Origin of the sequence: Pseudomonas sp. NPDC089530, from assembly GCF_050280705.1 — a bacterium.
In the GTDB taxonomy this organism is placed as follows: domain Bacteria; phylum Pseudomonadota; class Gammaproteobacteria; order Pseudomonadales; family Pseudomonadaceae; genus Aquipseudomonas.
This window is the reverse complement of the sequence record NZ_JBNNVU010000039.1, coordinates 35297-53869: the sequence shown is the minus strand read 5'-3', so window position 1 is coordinate 53869 and position 18573 is coordinate 35297. Positions and strand designations below refer to the sequence as shown.

13 protein-coding genes and 3 pseudogenes are annotated in these 18573 nt (G+C 64.1%); 14 read left to right on the top strand and 2 right to left on the bottom strand.

Annotated features, from left to right (window positions below):
* Positions 1 to 87: 87 nt before the first annotated feature.
* The 14 genes and pseudogenes from ACQKQA_RS16540 to ACQKQA_RS16475 form a co-directional block, all read left to right on the top strand.
* Positions 88 to 285, top strand: a pseudogene (locus ACQKQA_RS16540) (hypothetical protein); the annotation flags it as partial.
* Positions 270 to 395 (top strand): annotated as a pseudogene (locus ACQKQA_RS16535) (glycine betaine/L-proline ABC transporter ATP-binding protein); the annotation flags it as partial. The pseudogenes ACQKQA_RS16540 and ACQKQA_RS16535, both read left to right, overlap by 16 nt.
* Positions 396 to 493: 98 nt before the next feature.
* A complete protein-coding gene (hutH, locus tag ACQKQA_RS16530) occupies positions 494 to 2017 on the top strand; it encodes a histidine ammonia-lyase (protein WP_427559520.1) in 1524 nt (507 codons plus the stop codon).
* A gap of 153 nt (positions 2018 to 2170) precedes the next feature.
* Positions 2171 to 3703 (top strand): histidine ammonia-lyase, encoded by a 1533-nt coding sequence (gene hutH / locus ACQKQA_RS16525; RefSeq protein ID WP_427559516.1) that lies wholly within the window; start codon positions 2171 to 2173, stop codon positions 3701 to 3703.
* A gap of 133 nt (positions 3704 to 3836) precedes the next feature.
* The gene (locus ACQKQA_RS16520; protein ID WP_427559513.1) at positions 3837 to 5246 is read left to right on the top strand and encodes an amino acid permease; all 1410 of its coding nucleotides are present in this window, start codon (positions 3837 to 3839) and stop codon (positions 5244 to 5246) included.
* Positions 5247 to 5261: 15 nt separating this feature from the next.
* On the top strand, positions 5262 to 6467 hold the full coding sequence (gene hutI, locus ACQKQA_RS16515; protein ID WP_427559510.1) for an imidazolonepropionase: 1206 nt from the start codon (positions 5262 to 5264) through the stop codon (positions 6465 to 6467).
* Positions 6468 to 6477: 10 nt separating this feature from the next.
* Positions 6478 to 7281 carry an N-formylglutamate deformylase gene (hutG, locus tag ACQKQA_RS16510; protein WP_427559507.1) on the top strand — a complete coding sequence of 268 codons (804 nt, stop codon included), beginning with the start codon at positions 6478 to 6480 and terminating at the stop codon, positions 7279 to 7281.
* 190 nt (positions 7282 to 7471) lie between these two features.
* The gene (gene pip, locus ACQKQA_RS16505) at positions 7472 to 8443 is read left to right on the top strand and encodes a prolyl aminopeptidase (protein WP_427559504.1); all 972 of its coding nucleotides are present in this window, start codon (positions 7472 to 7474) and stop codon (positions 8441 to 8443) included.
* Entirely contained in the window at positions 8440 to 8877 is a 438-nt protein-coding gene (gene dtd / locus ACQKQA_RS16500) for a D-aminoacyl-tRNA deacylase (RefSeq protein WP_427559501.1), read from the top strand. Before pip ends, dtd begins: the two co-directional genes overlap by 4 nt.
* Before the next feature lie 278 nt (positions 8878 to 9155).
* Complete coding sequence (locus tag ACQKQA_RS16495) at positions 9156 to 10943, top strand: glucan biosynthesis protein G (protein ID WP_427559498.1); 1788 nt, start codon at positions 9156 to 9158, stop codon at positions 10941 to 10943.
* Positions 10936 to 13506 (top strand): glucans biosynthesis glucosyltransferase MdoH, encoded by a 2571-nt coding sequence (mdoH, locus tag ACQKQA_RS16490; protein ID WP_427559496.1) that lies wholly within the window; start codon positions 10936 to 10938, stop codon positions 13504 to 13506. The genes ACQKQA_RS16495 and mdoH overlap by 8 nt, the downstream gene beginning before the upstream one ends.
* A gap of 234 nt (positions 13507 to 13740) precedes the next feature.
* Entirely contained in the window at positions 13741 to 14538 is a 798-nt protein-coding gene (locus ACQKQA_RS16485) for a transporter substrate-binding domain-containing protein (protein WP_427559494.1), read from the top strand.
* Between the two features lie 131 nt (positions 14539 to 14669).
* A complete protein-coding gene (locus ACQKQA_RS16480; RefSeq protein WP_427559529.1) occupies positions 14670 to 15629 on the top strand; it encodes an amino acid ABC transporter permease in 960 nt (319 codons plus the stop codon).
* Positions 15622 to 16356, top strand: coding sequence for an amino acid ABC transporter ATP-binding protein (locus tag ACQKQA_RS16475; RefSeq protein WP_427559491.1), 735 nt, complete (start codon positions 15622 to 15624; stop codon positions 16354 to 16356). Before ACQKQA_RS16480 ends, ACQKQA_RS16475 begins: the two co-directional genes overlap by 8 nt.
* A gap of 180 nt (positions 16357 to 16536) precedes the next feature.
* On the opposite strand, the gene ACQKQA_RS16470 is transcribed toward ACQKQA_RS16475, so the two are convergent.
* Positions 16537 to 17241, bottom strand: coding sequence for a methyl-accepting chemotaxis protein (locus ACQKQA_RS16470; RefSeq protein ID WP_427559526.1), 705 nt, complete (start codon positions 17239 to 17241; stop codon positions 16537 to 16539).
* A 198-nt stretch (positions 17242 to 17439) separates the two neighbouring features.
* Positions 17440 to 18453 (bottom strand): annotated as a pseudogene (locus ACQKQA_RS16465) (methyl-accepting chemotaxis protein); the annotation flags it as partial.
* Positions 18454 to 18573: the final 120 nt, after the last annotated feature.

Genomic DNA, 18573 nt, shown 5'->3' with positions numbered 1-18573 from the left:
TAACGCTGGACATTGTGTTCACTCCTGAGCCTGCTCGCGCTCCCTGTGTCGCGCTCCTCAAGCCACGGTAAACCCGAGTACCAGGGCCCTCCAGACCCGGACCTGCTGGAGCAGCGGATTGGCCGTCTCGACCGGATCGGCCAGAAACACGTGATCGAACTGCATGTGCCGTACCTGGAAACCAGCCCGCAAGAGCGCCTGTTCCAGTGGTACCACGAAGCGCTGAACGCCTTCCTCAACACCTGCCCGACCGGCAACGCCCTGCAGCAGGCAACCGCATCGCGATCCTCAAGGACGGCCGGCTGATCCAGGTCGGCACGCCGAAAGAGATCCTGCATTCGCCGGCGGACGAGTACGTCGACCGTTTCGTGCAGCGGCGCGCGGCGGTGGTTTGAAGGGTGGGGCGGGCCTGGCTTCCTGTAGGAGCGAGGCTTGCCCGCGAAGGCGGCGCTAAGGCTGCATCAATGTTCAAGTCGTACCCATGAGGTCGAATATGTCGCTGGCTGGAAAAATCGTTATCGCCGACGCCCCGGTGCGTTGGCAGGATGTGGTCGCGGTGGCGCGGCAGGGGGCGCAGCTGGAGCTGTCGGCCCAGGCCTGGGCGCGCATCGACAATGCCCAGGCCATCGTCCAGCGCATCGTCGTCAGCGGCGAGCGCGCCTATGGCGTCAACACCGGCCTGGGTGCGCTGTGCAACGTTTCCCTTGCGGACGAACAGCTCAGCCAACTGTCGCGCAACACCTTGCTCAGCCATGCCTGTGGCGTGGGCGCGCCGCTACGCGACGAGCAGACCCGGGCGATTCTCTGCGCCGCGGTGGTCAATTACAGCCACGGCAAGTCCGGCATCCATCGGCAAGTGGTCGAGGCGCTGCTGGCTTTGCTCAATCGCGGGATCACCCCGCAAGTGCCGTCCCAGGGTTCGGTGGGTTACCTGACCCACATGGCGCATATCGGCATCGCCTTGCTGGGCGTCGGCCAGGTCAGCTATCGCGGGCAGGTCGTCCCGGCCGAGCAGGCGCTGGCGGCGGAAGGCCTGAAGCCGGTGCAACTGGGGGCCAAGGACGGCCTGTGCCTGGTCAATGGCACGCCGTGCATGACCGGGCTGGGTTGCCTGGCCCTGGCCGACGCCACGCGCCTGGTGCAGTGGGCCGATGTGATCGGCGCCATGAGTTTCGAGGCCCAGCGCGGGCAGATCGCCGCGTTCGATGCCGAGATCATCGCGCTCAAGCCGCACCCGGGCATGCAGCAAGTGGGGCGCAACCTGCGCGGCCTGCTCGACGGCAGCGAAGTGATCGCTGCCAGCAAGGGGATCCGCACCCAGGACGCGCTGAGCATCCGTTCCATCCCGCAGGTTCATGGCGCGGCCCGCGATCAGCTGGCCCATGCGACGCAGCAGATCGAAACCGAGCTCAACTCGGTCACCGACAACCCGATGTTGCTGGGTACGCCGGACCAGTACCGGGTGATGTCCCAGGCCAACCCCCACGGTCAGTCGGTGGCCCTGGCGGCGGACCTGCTGGCGATGGCCATGGCCGAGATCGGCTCGATCGCCGAGCGGCGCCTGGACCGTCTGATCAACCCGCACGTCAGTGGTCTGCCGGCGTTCCTGGTGAGTAACCCGGGGGTCAACTCCGGGATGATGATCGTGCAGTACGTGGCCGCCTCGTTGTGCGCGGAAAACCGCCAGCTGGCACAGCCGGCGGTGCTCGACAACTACGTCACCTCGGGCCTGCAGGAAGATCACCTGAGCCTGGGCACCAATGCTGCGCTGAAGCTGCACCGTGCGCTGGACAACTGCACCCAGATTCTCGCCATCGAGTACCTGCTGGCCGCCCAGGCCTTCGAATTCCTCAAGGACCAGCGTTTCGGTGCCGGCACCGACGCCGCCTGGAAGTTGCTGCGCCGGCACATTCCGGCCTATGACCAGGACCGCTGGCTGGCACCGGACATCGCCCGTGCCGCGGCGCTGCTCAAGGCCCCGGCCTTGCTGCAAGAGGTGTTACCGGGCGTGCATTGAGCAACGCCCTGCAAGAACGGTTTTTCAACGACAACGGTTTCCACAAAACCAGCGTGCCAAGGCGCCACCCGCTCAAAAAGCGGGCGGCGACGGATAACGGAGACTTCCGGAGCGACTGGTCGTTAACAACAAACTCTCAAAAGGAGCATAAATGTGACTGCACTAAATCTGATTCCCGGCCAACTGACCCTGGCTCAACTGCGGGCCGTCTTCCAGCAGCCGGTAACGCTCAGTCTCGACAACAGCGCCTCGGCGCAGATCGACGCCAGCGTCGCCTGCGTTGAGCAAATCATTGCCGAAAACCGCACCGCCTATGGCATCAACACCGGTTTCGGCCTGCTGGCCTCGACCCGCATCGCCAGCGAAGACCTGGAAAACCTCCAGCGCTCCCTGGTGCTGTCCCATGCCGCCGGCGTCGGCGAGCCGATCGGCGACGATCTGGTGCGCCTGATCATGGTGCTCAAGGTCAACAGCCTGAGCCGCGGCTTCTCCGGTATCCGCCGCCAGGTGATCGACGCGCTGATCGCCCTGATCAATGCCGAGGTGTACCCGCACATCCCGCTCAAGGGCTCGGTTGGCGCTTCCGGCGACCTCGCGCCGCTGGCCCATATGTCCCTGGTGCTGCTGGGCGAAGGCAAGGCCCGTTACAAGGGACAGTGGCTGAACGCGACCGAAGCGCTGAGCGTGGCAGGCCTCAAGCCGCTGACCCTGGCGGCGAAGGAAGGCCTGGCGCTGCTCAACGGCACCCAGGTGTCCACCGCCTTTGCCCTGCGCGGCCTGTTCGAAGGCGAAGACCTGTTCGCCGGCGCCCTGGCCTGCGGCGGCCTGACCGTCGAGGCCGTGCTGGGCTCGCGTTCGCCGTTCGATGCACGGATTCATACCGCCCGTGGCCAGAAAGGTCAGATCGACACCGCCGCGGCCTACCGCGACCTGCTGGGCGACAGCAGCGAAGTCTCCAAGTCGCACGAGAACTGCGAAAAGGTGCAGGATCCGTACTCTCTGCGTTGCCAGCCGCAAGTCATGGGCGCCTGCCTGACCCAGTTCCGCCAGGCCGCCGAGGTGCTGGTGATCGAAGCCAACGCTGTGTCCGACAACCCGCTGGTGTTCGCCGCCGAGGGTGACGTGATCTCCGGTGGTAACTTCCACGCCGAGCCGGTGGCCATGGCCGCCGACAACATTGCCCTGGCCATCGCCGAAATCGGCTCCCTGAGCGAGCGCCGCATTTCGTTGATGATGGACAAGCACATGTCCCAGCTGCCGCCGTTCCTGGTGGCCAATGGCGGGGTCAACTCCGGCTTCATGATCGCCCAGGTGACCGCTGCGGCCCTGGCCAGCGAAAACAAGGCGCTGGCCCATCCGCACTCGGTGGACAGCCTGCCGACTTCGGCCAACCAGGAAGACCACGTGTCCATGGCGCCTGCCGCTGGCAAGCGCCTGTGGGAGATGGCCGGGAACACCCGTGGCATCCTCGCCGTGGAATGGCTGGCAGCCTGCCAGGGCCTGGACCTGCGTGACGGCCTGAAGACCTCGGCCAAGCTGGAAAAAGCCCGTGGCACCCTGCGCAGCAAAGTGCCGTACTACGAGAAGGACCGCTTCTTCGCGCCGGACATCGAGGCCGCGAGCGCGTTGCTGGCATCCCGTTGCCTGAACGACCTGGTACTGGCCAAGCTGTTGCCGAGCCTGTAACCCCATGCCTGTAGCCGCTGCCGGGGCACGAGGCTGCGATGTGAGGGTGGTCCTGCGGACCGCTTCGCAGCCTCGTACCCCGGCAGCGGTTACGGTTTGGGTTTTCTCCGATAACAATAATTAGGAGCGGGAAATGCAGCAGCAAGCTCAAGGATTGAAACGCGGGCTATCCGCCCGACATATTCGCTTCATGGCACTGGGGTCGGCGATCGGCACCGGGCTGTTTTATGGTTCTGCCTCGGCCATCCAGATGGCCGGCCCCGCGGTGCTCCTGGCCTACCTGATCGGTGGCGCCGCGGTGTTCATGGTGATGCGCGCGCTGGGCGAGATGGCCGTGCACAACCCGGTGTCCGGCTCGTTCGGTCAATACGCCAGCACCTATCTGGGACCGATGGCCGGTTTTATTCTCGGTTGGACCTATGCCTTCGAGATGGTCATCGTCGGCCTGGCCGACGTCACGGCCTTCGGCATCTATATGGGGTTCTGGTACCCGGACGTACCGCGCTGGATCTGGGTACTCGGTATCGTCTCGCTGATCGGCGGGCTGAACCTGTGCAACGTCAAAGTGTTCGGCGAGATGGAGTTCTGGCTGTCGCTGCTCAAGGTCGGCGCCATCGTCGCCATGATTCTGGGCGGTTTCGGCATCATGCTGTTCGGTATCGGCAGTTCATCGGCTTCGGCGGTGACCGGCATCAGCAACCTGTGGGAACACGGCGGCTTCATGCCCAACGGCGTCGGTGGCCTGATCGCCTCCTTTGCCGTGGTGATGTTTGCTTTTGGCGGCATCGAAATCATTGGCGTCACCGCGGGTGAAGCCAAGGACCCGGATCGCGTGCTGCCCAAGGCGATCAACGCCGTGCCGCTGCGGATCCTGCTGTTCTACGTGCTGACCCTGTTCGTCCTGATGGCCATCTTCCCGTGGCAGCAGATCGGTACCCAGGGCAGTCCGTTCGTGCAGATCTTCTCCAACCTGGGTATCGGCTCGGCGGCGACCATCCTCAATATCGTGGTGATCTCGGCGGCGGTGTCGGCGATCAACAGCGACATCTTCGGCGCCGGCCGCATGATGTACGGCCTGGCCCAGCAAGGGCAGGCGCCCAAGGGCTTTGCCCAGCTGTCGCGCTACGGCGTGCCGTGGATGACTGTTGTAGTCATGAGCATCGCCCTGTTGCTGGGGGTATTGCTGAACTACCTGATTCCGGAGAACGTTTTCCTGCTGATCGCGTCGATCGCTACTTTCGCCACGGTCTGGGTCTGGCTGATGATTCTCTTCACCCAGGTGGCCATGCGTCGTTCCATGACCGCCGAGCAGGTGGCGCAGCTGAAGTTCCCGGTGCCGTTCTGGCCGTATGCGCCGATGGCGGCGATTGCCTTCATGCTGTTCATCTTCGGCGTGCTGGGCTACTTCCCGGACACCCAGGCGGCACTGATCGTCGGCGTGGTCTGGATCGCCCTGCTGGTGCTGGCGTACCTGATCTGGGTCAAGCCCGCTGCCGGGCAGGCGGCGCTGGTCAAGCGCGACCCTTCTTTTTCTCATCGATAACCACGGAGGCCCTGGATGAAAACTCTCTGGCAACACTGCCATGTCGCAAGCATGGCGCAAGGTACTTACTCGATCATCGAGGATGCTGCCATCGTGACGTCAGGAGCGCTCATAGAGTGGATCGGCCCGCGCGATCAGGTCCCGGCCGGCGACTACGCCGAGCTGCATGACCTGGCGGGGGCCTGGGTCACCCCGGGCCTGATCGACTGTCACACCCATACGGTGTTTGGCGGCAACCGCAGCGGCGAGTTCGAGCAACGCCTGCAAGGGGTGAGCTACGCCGAGATCGCCGCGGCCGGTGGCGGCATCGCCAGCACCGTCCGGGCCACCCGGGCGGCGAGCGAGGATGAACTGTTCGCCAGCGCGCAGAAACGCTTGAAGAGCCTACTGCGCGACGGTGTCACCAGTGTCGAGATCAAGTCCGGCTATGGCCTGGACCTGGCCAGCGAACGCAAGATCCTGCGGGTGATCCGGCGCCTGGGCGCCGAGCTGCCGGTCAGCGTGCGCAGCACCTGCCTGGCGGCCCACGCCTTGCCGCCGGAGTACGCCGAGCGCGCGGACGACTATATCGAGCACATCTGCAGCGAAATGCTCCCGGCCCTGGCCGCCGAGGGGCTGGTGGACGCGGTGGATGCGTTCTGCGAGTACCTGGCGTTCTCGCCGGAGCAGGTGGAGCGGGTGTTCGTTGCCGCGCAGAAGCTCGGCCTGCCGGTGAAGCTGCACGCCGAGCAGCTGTCGTCACTGCATGGTTCCAGCCTGGCGGCGCGTTATCACGCGTTGTCGGCCGACCACCTGGAGTTCATGACCGAGGAAGACGCCATCGCCATGGCCCAGGCCGGCACCGTCGCCGTGCTGCTGCCGGGGGCGTTCTATTTCCTGCGGGAAACCCAGTTGCCGCCGATGGACGCCCTGCGCAAGCACGGGGTGAAGATCGCCGTGGCCAGCGACCTCAACCCCGGCACTTCGCCGGCGTTGTCCCTGCGCCTGATGCTGAACATGGCCTGCACCTGTTTCCGCATGACCCCGGAAGAGGCCCTGGCGGGGGTGACCCTGCACGCGGCTACCGCGCTGGGTATGGACCGGACCCACGGTTCGCTGGAGGCCGGTAAGGTGGCGGACTTCGTCGCCTGGCAGATCGATCGCCCCGCCGACCTGGCCTACTGGCTGGGCGGCGACCTGGAAAAACGCGTCGTGCGCCACGGCGTTGAAGTGGACTTATAGGAGAAGGCTTGTGGATAAGGTTCTGAACTTCAAACAAGGCCGGGTACCGCTGCTGATCAGCATGCCCCACGCCGGCCTGCGCCTGACCCCGGCGGTCGAGGCCGGGCTGATCCCCGAGGCGCAAAGCCTGCCGGACACCGACTGGCACATTCCGCAGCTCTATGCCTTCGCCGAGGAACTGGGCGCCAGCACCCTGGCAGCCGAGTATTCGCGCTTTGTCATCGACCTCAATCGTCCGTCCGACGACAAGCCTTTATATGTCGGCGCCACCACTGGCTTGTACCCGGCCACGCTGTTCGACGGCGTGCCGCTGTTCCGCGAGGGGCTGGAGCCGTCGAAGCAGGAGCGCGCCACTTACCTGGAGCAGGTCTGGACCCCTTATCACCGCACCCTGCAGCAGGAGCTGGCGCGGCTGAAGGCCGAGTTCGGCTATGCCTTGCTGTTCGATGCGCACTCGATCCGTTCGCTGATTCCGCATTTGTTCGAAGGCAAGCTGCCGGACTTCAACCTGGGCACCTTCAATGGCGCCAGTTGCGATGTCGAGCTGGCCAGCCAGCTGGAAGCGATCTGCGCCCGCCACGACAACTACAGCCATGTGCTCAACGGTCGTTTCAAAGGCGGCCATATCACCCGGCATTACGGCAATCCGGCCGAAAACATCCATGCCGTGCAACTGGAGCTGGCGCAGAGCACCTATATGGAAGAGTTCGAGCCGTTCCGCTACCGCGACGACCTGGCGGCGCCGACCCAGGCGGTGCTCAAGCAACTGCTGCAAGGGCTGCTGGCCTGGGGACAGAAGCGTTACGGGCGCTGAAACCGAGGGCAAACCTGTAGCCGCTGCCGCCTGCGGCAACGGCTACAGATGCGCCTGGCTTTCCGAGGGGCGCTGAACAACCGCATTTTTTCCAAGGACATGCTCATTCCGTAATTCGGGTTTATGATGCCGGACGGCAGAATAATTGAAGTCCCCCCAGGGATGACCTCAACCCCATACGGAGCGCGCAATGCAGACTTTGTACCCGCAGATCAAACCCTATGCCCGGCACGATCTGGCCGTCGACGAACCCCATGTGCTGTATGTCGACGAAAGCGGTTCCCCGGAAGGCTTGCCGGTGGTGTTCATCCACGGCGGTCCGGGAGCCGGGTGCGATGCCCAGAGTCGCCGCTATTTCGATCCGAACCTGTATCGCATCGTTACCTTCGACCAGCGCGGTTGCGGGCGTTCCACGCCGCACGCCAGCCTGGAAAACAACACCACCTGGGACCTGGTCGCCGACCTCGAGCGGATCCGCCTGCACCTGGGCATCGAAAAATGGGTGGTGTTCGGCGGTTCCTGGGGCTCGACCCTGGCCCTGGCGTACGCGCAAACCCATCCCGAGCGGGTCCATGGCCTGATTCTGCGGGGGATCTTTCTGTGCCGTCCGCAGGAAATCGAATGGTTCTACCAGGCCGGCGCCAGCCGCCTGTTCCCCGACTACTGGCAGGACTACGTGGCGCCTATCCCGCTGGACGAGCGCGACGATCTGCTCGCGGCCTTCCACAAGCGCCTGGTCGGCAACGACCAGATCGCCCAGATGCACGCGGCCAAGGCCTGGTCGATCTGGGAGGGGCGCACCGCCACCCTGCGGCCGAACCCGCTGGTGGTCGATCGTTTCTCCGAGCCGCAGCGCGCGCTGTCGATCGCCCGGATCGAATGCCATTACTTCACCAACCATGCCTTCCTCGAGCCGAACCAGCTGATTCGCGACATGGACAAGATCGCCCACTTGCCGGGCGTGATCGTGCATGGCCGCTACGACGTGATCTGTCCGCTGGACAACGCCTGGGAACTGCACCAGGCCTGGCCGAACAGCGAGCTGCAGGTGATCCGCGACGCCGGCCACGCCGCGTCCGAGCCGGGGATCACCGATGCCCTGGTGCGTGCCGCGAACAAGATGGCCCGGCGCCTGCTCGACCTGCCGCCCGAAGAAGCATGAAGGGCCTGTTGCAGCGCGTGCGTGGCGCGCGGGTCGAAGTGGCGGGCGAAATCGTCGGCGCGGTGGATCAGGGGTTGCTGGTGCTGGTCGCGGTGGAGCCCGAGGATACTCGGGCCAGTGCCGACAAACTGCTCAACAAGCTGCTTAACTATCGGGTGTTCAGTGATGCCGAGGGCAAGATGAATTTGTCCCTGGCCGATGTGGAAGGTGGCTTGCTGCTGGTTTCGCAATTCACCCTGGCCGCGGACACCAAGAGCGGCTTGCGCCCGAGCTTTTCCACGGCCGCGCCACCGGCTCTCGGCGAAGAACTTTTTGACTATCTGTTGTGCAAGGCGCAACAGTTGCATGGCAAAGTAGCATCAGGGCGCTTCGGGGCGGATATGCAGGTCCATCTGGTCAATGATGGCCCGGTAACCTTCCTGTTACAGACGTGAAAGTGCTTGAAACATCTTTTTCGGTCGAAACTGATCAGAAACAGGCATTTTTCACGATAAATACTTGTTCGCCCCTGATGCGTTGTAACGCGGCCTACTAGATAATCGCGCGCTACGGGGATCAGCGTTCGTTGGTCCGTTTTTGACTTATGTAGAGACTTGTTCGGAACCGTTTGGGGAATCATTTAGCCCCATCGGAGTCGGAACAATGCTCGCCAACCTGGCACATAGATAGCTGGCCGTTGGTTTTTTGATCTGTTTTTCGGCGAGGGTTGCTCGTGATTGTTAGTCCCTGTAATGCACCAAAATTGTCTGCCAAACGGTTACGAAACGCACTGCTGACAGGCTCTGCACTGCTGTGCATGCTCAGCGCAGGCCAACTCTGGGCATTCAATCTGGATGATGTATCGGCCAAGGCGAAGGATCTGGCCGCGCAGAAGTACGAGGCCCCGCGCAGTAACCTGCCGAACGAATTTCGCGAGATGAAATTCGCGGACTATCAGAAAATCCGCTTCCTGACCGAAAAGGCCGAATGGGCCAAGCAGAAGACCCCATTCAAGCTGTCCTTCTATCACCAGGGCATGCATTTCGACACGCCGGTGAAAATCAACGAAATCACGGCGAACACCGTCGAAGAAATCAAATACGACGCGAGTCGTTTCGATTTCGGCGACCTCAAGTTCGATCCCAAGGCCACCGAGCAGCTCGGCTACGCCGGTTTCCGCGTGTTGTACCCGATCAACAAGGCGGACAAGCAGGACGAAATCATGACCATGCTCGGCGCGAGCTACTTCCGCGTCGTCGGCAAGGGGCACGTCTATGGTCTTTCGGCCCGTGGCCTGGCCATCGATACCGCACTGCCGTCCGGTGAGGAATTCCCGCGCTTCACCGAGTTCTGGATCCAGCAACCCAAGCCGACCGACAAGCACCTGGTGATCTTCGCCCTGCTGGATTCGCCGCGCGCCACTGGCGCCTATCGCCTGACCCTGCGTCCGGGCAGCGACACCATCGTCGACGTCAAGGCCCAGATGTTCCTGCGTGACAAGGTCGGCAAGCTGGGCATCGCCCCGCTGACCAGCATGTTCCTGTTCGGCGCCAACCAGCCGTCGAAGGTCCTCAACTACCGTCGCGAGCTGCACGACTCCAGCGGCCTGTCGATCCATGCCGGCAATGGCGAGTGGATCTGGCGTCCGCTGAACAACCCGAAACACCTGGCCGTGAGCAACTTCTCGGTGGAGAACCCGCGTGGTTTCGGCCTGCTGCAGCGTGGCCGTGACTTCAGCCACTACGAAGACCTCGACGACCGCTACGACAAGCGCCCAAGCGCCTGGATCGAGCCGAAGGGCGACTGGGGCAAAGGCACCGTCGACCTGGTAGAGATCCCGACCGCGGACGAAACCAACGACAACATCGTGGCTTTCTGGAGCCCGGAAAAGCAGCCTGAGCCAGGCCAGCCGTTCGATTTCGCCTATCGCCTGCACTGGACCATCGACGAAGCGTCCCTGCATTCGCCGGACAGCTCCTGGGTCGAGCAGACCCTGCGTTCCACCGGTGACGTCAAGCAATCCAACCTGATCCGCCAGCCGGACGGCAGCGTGGCCTACCTGGTGGACTTCCAGGGCCCGTCCCTCGCGGCCTTGCCGGAAGACACCGAAGTGCGCAGCCAGGTCAGCGTCGGCGACAACGCCGAGCTGGTGGAAAACAGCGTGCGTTACAACCCTGAAACCAAGGGCTGGCGCCTGACCCTGCGGATGAAGATCAAGGACCCGAGCAAGGCCACCGAGATGCGTGCGGCCCTGGTCAAGAACGCCGCGCCTGTCGAGCCGGCCAAGGCCGTGCCGGCTTCCAGCTCCTCGATCGCCAAGGCCGACAAGGTCGCGGCCAAGCAGCAGGAGAAGAAAGAGGCGGATGCCAAGCAGGCTGAAGCCAAGCCGGCCAAGGACGCCAAGAACCATAAAGACGCCAAGCAGCCTGCTGCCGAGGCGGCCCCAGCCACACCGGAATCTGTCCCGACCGAGCAAGTCCTGACCGAGACCTGGAGCTACCAGTTGCCTGCCGATGAGTAACTCTCAAACCCAGCCAGAGACTCTTGCCGAGTACCTGGCGCACCTGCCAATGACCGATGAGCAGCGCGCGGAACTCGCGGGCTGCAAGTCCTTCAGCGAACTGCACGAACGCCTGTCGTCCGCGACCTTCGACGCACCCACCGATGCCGCCCAGGCCTCGGTGGGCCGCCGGCTGACCCTCAATTCCGCCGAGGAACTGGAAGAGGCCGAGATGCTGGCGATCGACGCCAGCGGTCGCGTGTGCCTCAAGGCCACGCCGCCGATCCGTCGGACCAAGGTGGTTCCCGAGCCATGGCGCACCAATGTCCTGGTGCGTATCTGGCGGCGTCTGACCGGGCGCACCAACCCGCCGGCGCCGAAGAAGGATGAGCGGGTGTTGCCGGCGGCGCGCTGGCGCACCGTGGGTTCGATCCGTCGCTATATCCTGCTGTTGCTGATGCTCGGCCAGACCATCGTCGCCGGCTGGTACATGAAAGGCATCATGCCGTACCAGGGCTGGTCGTTCGTCGACCTGGAAGAAGTCCTGCATCAGCCGCTGATGCAGACCGCGACCCAGGTCCTGCCGTACGCCTTGCAGACCAGCATCCTGATTCTGTTCGGCATCCTGTTCTGCTGGGTCTCGGCCGGTTTCTGGACCGCGCTGATGGGTTTCCTCGAGCTGCTCACCGGGCATGACAAGTACCGCATTTCCGGTAAAAGCGCCGGCAACGAGCCGATCCCCCAGGATGCCCGTACCGCGCTGGTGATGCCGATCTGCAACGAAGACGTGCCGCGGGTGTTCGCCGGCCTGCGAGCGACCTTCGAGTCGGTCGCGGCCACCGGGGACCTGGACCGTTTCGATTTCTTCGTGCTCAGCGACAGTAACGACACCGATATCTGCGTGGCCGAGCAACAGGCCTGGCTGGACGTCTGCCGCGAAACCAAGGGTTTCGGCAAGATCTTCTATCGCCGCCGTCGCCGTCGGGTGAAGCGCAAGAGCGGTAACCTCGACGACTTCTGCCGGCGCTGGGGTGGCGACTACAAGTACATGGTCGTACTCGACGCCGACAGCGTGATGAGCGGCGAATGCCTGACCAGCCTGGTGCGCCTGATGGAAGCCACGCCGGACGCGGGCATCATCCAGACCGCGCCGAAAGCCTCGGGCATGGACACTCTGTATGCGCGCATGCAGCAGTTCGCCACCCGGGTCTACGGTCCGCTGTTCACCGCCGGCCTGCACTTCTGGCAGCTGGGCGAGTCCCACTACTGGGGCCACAACGCGATCATCCGCATGAAGCCGTTCATCGAGCACTGCGCCCTGGCGCCGTTGCCCGGCAAAGGCGCGTTCGCCGGGGCGATCCTGTCCCACGACTTCGTCGAAGCGGCACTGATGCGGCGTGCCGGCTGGGGCGTGTGGATCGCCTACGACCTGCCGGGCAGCTATGAAGAGCTGCCGCCGAACCTGCTGGACGAGCTCAAGCGCGACCGTCGCTGGTGCCACGGCAACCTGATGAACTTCCGCCTGTTCCTGGTCAAGGGCATGCACCCGGTGCACCGTGCGGTGTTCCTCACCGGGGTGATGTCCTACCTGTCGGCGCCGCTGTGGTTTTTCTTCCTGGTGCTGTCGACGGCCCTGCTGGCGGTCAACACCCTGATGGAGCCGCAGTACTTCCTGGAGCCGCGCCAGCTTTATCCGCTGTGGCCGCAATGGCATCCGGACAAGGCGATCGCGCTGTTCTCGACCACTATCGTGCTGCTGTTCCTGCCGAAGCTGCTGAGCATCATCCTGATCTGGGCCAAGGGCGCGAAAGAGTTCGGCGGCAAGTTCAAGGTGACCCTGTCGATGCTCCTGGAGATGCTGTTCTCCATGCTGCTGGCGCCGGTGCGGATGATCTTCCACACCCGTTTCGTGCTGGCCGCGTTCCTCGGCTGGGCCGCGACCTGGAACTCGCCGCAACGTGACGACGACTCCACGCCGTGGAGCGAAGCGGTGCGCCGCCATGGTCCGCAGACCCTGCTGGGCTTCTGCTGGGCGCTGCTGGTGATCTGGCTGAACCCGAGCTTCCTCTGGTGGCTGGTGCCGATCGTCGGTTCGCTGATGCTGTCGATTCCGGTGTCGGTGATTTCCAGCCGGGTCGGCCTGGGCCTGAAGTCCCGCGACGAGAACCTGTTCCTGATTCCCGAGGAATACGCGCCGCCCCAGGAGCTGCTGTCCACCGACCAGTACACCCATGAAAACCGTTGGCATGCGCTGAACGACGGTTTCATCCGGGCCGTGGTCGATCCGCAGCAGAACGCCCTGGCCTGCGCCCTGGCGACCTCCCGGCACGGCCAGGCCGAGCCGATCGAGTGGTTGCGCATCGAACGGGTGCGGCATGCCGTGAAGGTAGGGCCGGCAGCGCTGAACAACGGCGAGCGCCTGGCGCTGCTGAGCGACCCGGTGGCCCTGGCCCGCCTGCACGAGCAGGTCTGGAGCGAAGGTCTCGCCGACTGGCTGGGCGCCTGGCGGCAATCGGTGGATGAAGATCCCCATGCACCGTTGTTGCCGTTGCGACCGCAAGCGGCAATCGCCCAACCGGCCTGATGACAGCGCCCTTGAGACCCACTCAAGGGCGTTGTTGTTTGTGGGCCCGGCTTTTATCGCTCCCCGTCTGTAACAACAAATCCTGCTTAGGCCCTTGTGCAAACGGTCGGGTGAGTTAGCATCGCACCCCGAATTGCTGCGAGCGGGCCTTCCTGGTGCCCGTATCCATCGGTTTTCCAAGGAAAACCTGTCGCGGGTTCGCCTCACAATAAAATGGGTTCAGGGGACTTGAAGATGAAGAAGTATCTCTCGATGCTGCTGCTCGGCGTCACGGCTTTGGTGGCGGTCAATGCCGCCCAGGCTGGCGCCATCGATGATGCGGTCAAGCGCGGCTCGCTGAAAGTCGGCATGGACCCGACCTATATGCCGTTCGAGATGACCAACAAGCGCGGCGAGATCATCGGGTTCGAGGTCGACATCCTCAAGGCCATGACCAAGGCCATGGGCGTCAAGCTCGAGCTGGTATCCACCGGCTACGACGGCATCATCCCGGCCCTGTTGACCGACAAGTTCGACATGATCGGCAGCGGCATGACCCTGACCCAGGAGCGCAACCTGCGCCTGAACTTCAGCGAACCCTTCATCGTGGTCGGCCAGACCCTGCTGATCCGCAAGGAGCTGGAAGGCACCGTCAAGTCCTATAAGGACCTGAACACCGCCGATTACCGCATCACCTCCAAGCTGGGCACCACCGGCGAAATGGTCGCCAAGAAGCTGATCGCCAAGGCCAAGTACCACGGCTACGACAACGAGCAGGAAGCGGTACTCGACGTGGTCAACGGCAAGGCCGACGCCTTCATCTACGACGCCCCGTACAACGTGGTGGCGCTGAGCAAGGTCGGCAACGGCAAGCTGGTCTTCCTCGACAAGCCGTTCACCTACGAGCCCCTGGCCTTCGGCCTGAAGAAGGGCGACTACGACAGCATCAACTTCATCAACAACTTCCTGCACCAGATCCACGAAGACGGCACCTACGATCGTATCCATGACAAGTGGTTCAAGAGCACCGAGTGGCTCAAGGACATGGAATAAGGCCTGGGCGACCGCCGCACGGTCGATCGCGGGCCAGCGTGCTCTGTGTAGGAGCGGGCTTGCTCGCGATGGCGTCCTGATCGGCAACACAGAACCTCCCCCCGCTGCACACAGCTGGAACCTGCAAAGTGATCAAACAGAAAAAAGCCCAATGGCCCTGGCACGTACTGACCGTGCTGGTGCTGATCGGCCTGGCGGGCGCGTTGTATTACGCCACCTCGCTGATGTCCTATGAATGGCGCTGGAATCGCGTGCCGCAGTACTTCGCCTACCAGGCCGAGGAATCGCAGCGGGCGTCGGACATTGCCACCGTCAGCGAACTGGTGCGCAAAGGCGGCCAGGCCGAGGTCACGCTGCGCAACGATGCCGGCGACGAGCAACGGCTGACGGTCGACGAGAGCAGCCTGCAGGTCGCCCGCGGCGACGATGTGGCCGAAGGCGATGTGATCGGCGTGACCCGCCACTGGGCGGCCGGGCCGCTGCTGCTGGGGCTGTGGACCACCCTGTGGCTGTCGGTGGTGTCCGGCGTGCTGGGGCTGTTCATCGGCCTGGCGACCGGGCTCTGCCGGCTCTCGAACAACCCGACCCTGCGGGATCTGTCGACCCTTTATGTCGAGCTGGTGCGCGGTACGCCGCTGCTGGTGCAGATCTTCATTTTCTATTTCTTCATCGGTACCGTGCTGAACCTGTCCCGGGAGTTCGCCGGGATCGCCGCACTGTCGCTGTTCACCGGGGCCTATGTGGCGGAAATCGTCCGCGCCGGCGTGCAGTCGATCGCCCGTGGCCAGAACGAAGCGGCCCGTTCCCTGGGCCTGAATGCCAGCCAGTCGATGCGCCATGTGGTGCTGCCACAGGCCTTCAAGCGCGTGCTGCCACCGCTGGCGGGGCAGTTCATCAGCCTGGTCAAGGACACTTCGCTGGTGTCGGTGATCGCCATCACCGAGCTGCTCAAGAGCGGCCGGGAAGTCATCACCACCTCGTTTTCGCCGTTCGAGATCCTGTTCTGTGTGGCGGCCCTGTACCTGTTGATCAACCTGCCGCTGTCGAAGATGGCCAGCCGGCTTGAGCGGAGGCTCGCGCAAAGTGATTGAAGTCCGCGATCTGGTAAAAGTCTTCGACGCCCGGGGTCAGGTGGTCCGCGCGGTGGATAGCGTCAGCACCAACGTGGCCAAGGGCGAAGTGCTGGTGGTGATCGGCCCGTCCGGCTCCGGCAAGTCGACCTTCCTGCGCTGCCTCAACGGCCTGGAGCAGTTCGACTCCGGCTCGGTGAGCATCGATGGCCTGCAACTGGCCGACCCGAAGACCGATGTGAACGCCTACCGCCGCGAAGTCGGCATGGTGTTCCAGCATTTCAACCTGTTCCCGCACATGACCGTGCTGGACAACCTCTGCCTGGCGCAGAAGGTGGTGCGCAAGCGCGGCAAGCAGGAGCGCGAGGCCAAGGCCCTGGCACTGCTGGAGAAGGTCGGCATCGCGCAGAAGGCCCATGAGTTCCCGTCGCGCCTCTCCGGCGGCCAGCAGCAGCGCGTGGCCATCGCCCGGGCGCTGGCCATGGAGCCCAAGGTCATGCTGTTCGACGAGCCGACTTCGGCGCTGGACCCGGAAATGGTCGGCGAAGTGCTGGACGTGATGAAAACCCTGGCCCTGGAAGGCATGACCATGGTCTGCGTGACCCACGAAATGGGCTTTGCCCGGGAAGTGGCGGACCGGGTGCTGTTTTTCGATCACGGCAAACTGCTGGAAGACGCCTCGCCAGCCGAGTTCTTCGACGCACCGAAGGACCCGCGAGCCCAGGCCTTCCTGCGTCAGGTCCTGTAACCCCGGTAGTTGCCTGGAATACGCCCGTAGCCGCTGCCGAGCTTGCGAGGCTGCGATAAGGCCCGCAGGGCCTTGGTTCCCGATCTCCCGCCGAACCTTCGGCGACCTCGGAATCGCCGCGCCCCTTTGGGGCGATCGCAGCCTCGCTGCGCTCGGCAGCGGCTACAGGCCTGCCGTCCTTTAAACCCGGAAGCGTCCCACCAGGGTCTGCAGATGGGTCCCCAGGCGCGCCAGCTCGACGCTGGAGGCCGCAGTTTCCTCGCTGGCTGCCGAGGTCTGTTCGGACACATCGCGCACGTTCAGCACGCTTCTGTTGATTTCCTCGGCCACCGCGCTCTGTTGTTCGGCAGCGGCGGCGATCTGCTGGTTCATGGACTGGATCGCCGACACGGTACGGGTGATGTTTTCCAGGGAACCACCGGCGCGCCGGGTCAGTTCGACGCTGCTGTCGGTCAGGTTGCGGCTGTTGTCCATGATGGTGGCCACTTCCTGGGTGCCGTTCTGCAGGCCGACGATCAGTTCTTCGATCTCTTCGGTGGACTTCTGGGTGCGCTGCGCCAGGCTGCGCACCTCGTCGGCGACCACGGCGAAACCACGGCCGGCTTCCCCCGCGCGGGCGGCTTCGATGGCGGCGTTGAGGGCCAGCAGGTTGGTCTGCTGGGCGACCGACTTGATCACGTCCAACACGCTACCGATCTTGTCGCTTTCCTGCTTCAGGTGGCTCATGGCCTCGGTGGAGTTGCCGACCTCGGCAGCCAGGCGCTCGATCTGTGCGATCGCTTCGCCCACCACCTTGTCGCCTTCGCGGGCCTGCTGATCGGCGGCGACCGCCGCTTCCGAGGCTTCTTCGGCGTTACGCGCGACTTCCTGGACCGTGGCGGCCATCTCATTCATGGCGGTGGCGACCTGGTCGGTCTCGACTTTCTGGTTGTTGACCCCGGCGCTGGTCTGTTCGGTCACGGCCGACAGCTGTTCCGCGGCGCTGGCAATCTGGGTGACGCCGTCGCTGATGCCGCCGATCAGTTCGCGCAGGCTCTGGGTCATGCGCTGCATGGCCCGTTGCAGTTGGCCGAGTTCGTCGCGGCGCTCCACCTGCAGGTCCTGGCTGAGGTCGCCCGAGGCGACACGCTCGACCACCTGAAGGGTCTGGCGCAGAGGGGTGACGATCTGCCGGGTGATGCTCGCGGCAGCGATCAGGCCGAACAGCAGGGCCAGCGCCGTGACGATGGCCAGGGTGCTCTTGGCCTGGGCGGCGTCGCTGTCGCGTACCTCGGTTTGCGCAATGGTCAGCTGCTTGCTGATTTCCATCAGGCGATCGCCCTGGGCCGCCATGCGCTTGAGAGCGGCGGCGCTGGCCACCTGGGCGTCGCGGAATTCGCTGACCGCGGCGCGGTAGCCCTTCAGGGAGTCGGTGGCCTGTTGCAGGTTGGCCAGATGATGCTCCGGCAGCTTGGCCGGCAGGCTGGCGAGGTAAGCCAGGGCGTTGTCGATGGCGTCCAGCGCCGGTTGTTCGGCCTCGGCCTTGCCGCTGTAGGTGTAGCCACGGACCTGGAAGCGCGCCTGCTGGATCAGCTTGCTGAGGTCGATGACGCTGTTGAATTGCGCCACGCTGTCGCCCTGCAGCAGGGATTTTTCCACCTCGGCCACCCGGGCCACGGCGTTGTCGGCGGTGGCGCCCAGCTTGGCGCGGGCGGCTTCGCGGCCGGCGGTGGCGCGGGTGATGTCGGCGAAGGCCAGCTTGTACTCGCCGACAGCGGCGATCTGCTGGTCGACCATGGCCAGGCTTTCGGGCATTACCATCATCTTGCGCGCGCTTTGCAGGCCTTCGTCGAGCTTGCTCAGCAGGTCGTTGACCGGCCCCGGGCCTTGTTCGCCGCGGCGCATTTCATAGTCCAGGCGCGCGTTGCGCAGGTCCTTGGTCAGCTCGTTGAGGCTGGAGATGTAGCCCAGTTTGTCGCCGCGATCGATCACGCTGCCCAGGCCCGTCCAGCCCGTCACGGTAATCAGCAGGGTCAGTAGCAGCACCAGACCGAAGCCAATGCCGAGTTTGAGGTTGACGCTCACATTTCCCAGACTCTGGGCTAACCAACGGTACATGCCGCGAACTCCCTTGGACCATTATTGGGTTTTATAGAGAGACTATCGGCTGCATCAGATAAATCTGAAGCGTTCGTGCAGGTGTCGGAGCGAGGCTTGCCCGCGATAGCGTCGTGTCAG

Bases quoted from the DNA above. Each gene is read 5' to 3' on its own strand.
- hutH (WP_427559520.1), top strand. From the start codon at position 494: ATGTCGCTGGCTGGAAAAATCGTTATCGCCGACGCCCCGGTGCGTTGG.
- ACQKQA_RS16520 (WP_427559513.1), top strand. From the start codon at position 3,837: ATGCAGCAGCAAGCTCAAGGATTGAAACGCGGGCTATCCGCCCGACAT.
- hutI (WP_427559510.1), top strand. From the start codon at position 5,262: ATGAAAACTCTCTGGCAACACTGCCATGTCGCAAGCATGGCGCAAGGT.
- pip (WP_427559504.1), top strand. From the start codon at position 7,472: ATGCAGACTTTGTACCCGCAGATCAAACCCTATGCCCGGCACGATCTG.
- dtd (WP_427559501.1), top strand. From the start codon at position 8,440: ATGAAGGGCCTGTTGCAGCGCGTGCGTGGCGCGCGGGTCGAAGTGGCG.
- mdoH (WP_427559496.1), top strand. From the start codon at position 10,936: ATGAGTAACTCTCAAACCCAGCCAGAGACTCTTGCCGAGTACCTGGCG.
- ACQKQA_RS16485 (WP_427559494.1), top strand. From the start codon at position 13,741: ATGAAGAAGTATCTCTCGATGCTGCTGCTCGGCGTCACGGCTTTGGTG.
- ACQKQA_RS16470 (WP_427559526.1), bottom strand. From the start codon at position 17,241: ATGGCCGCCACGGTCCAGGAAGTCGCGCGTAACGCCGAAGAAGCCTCG.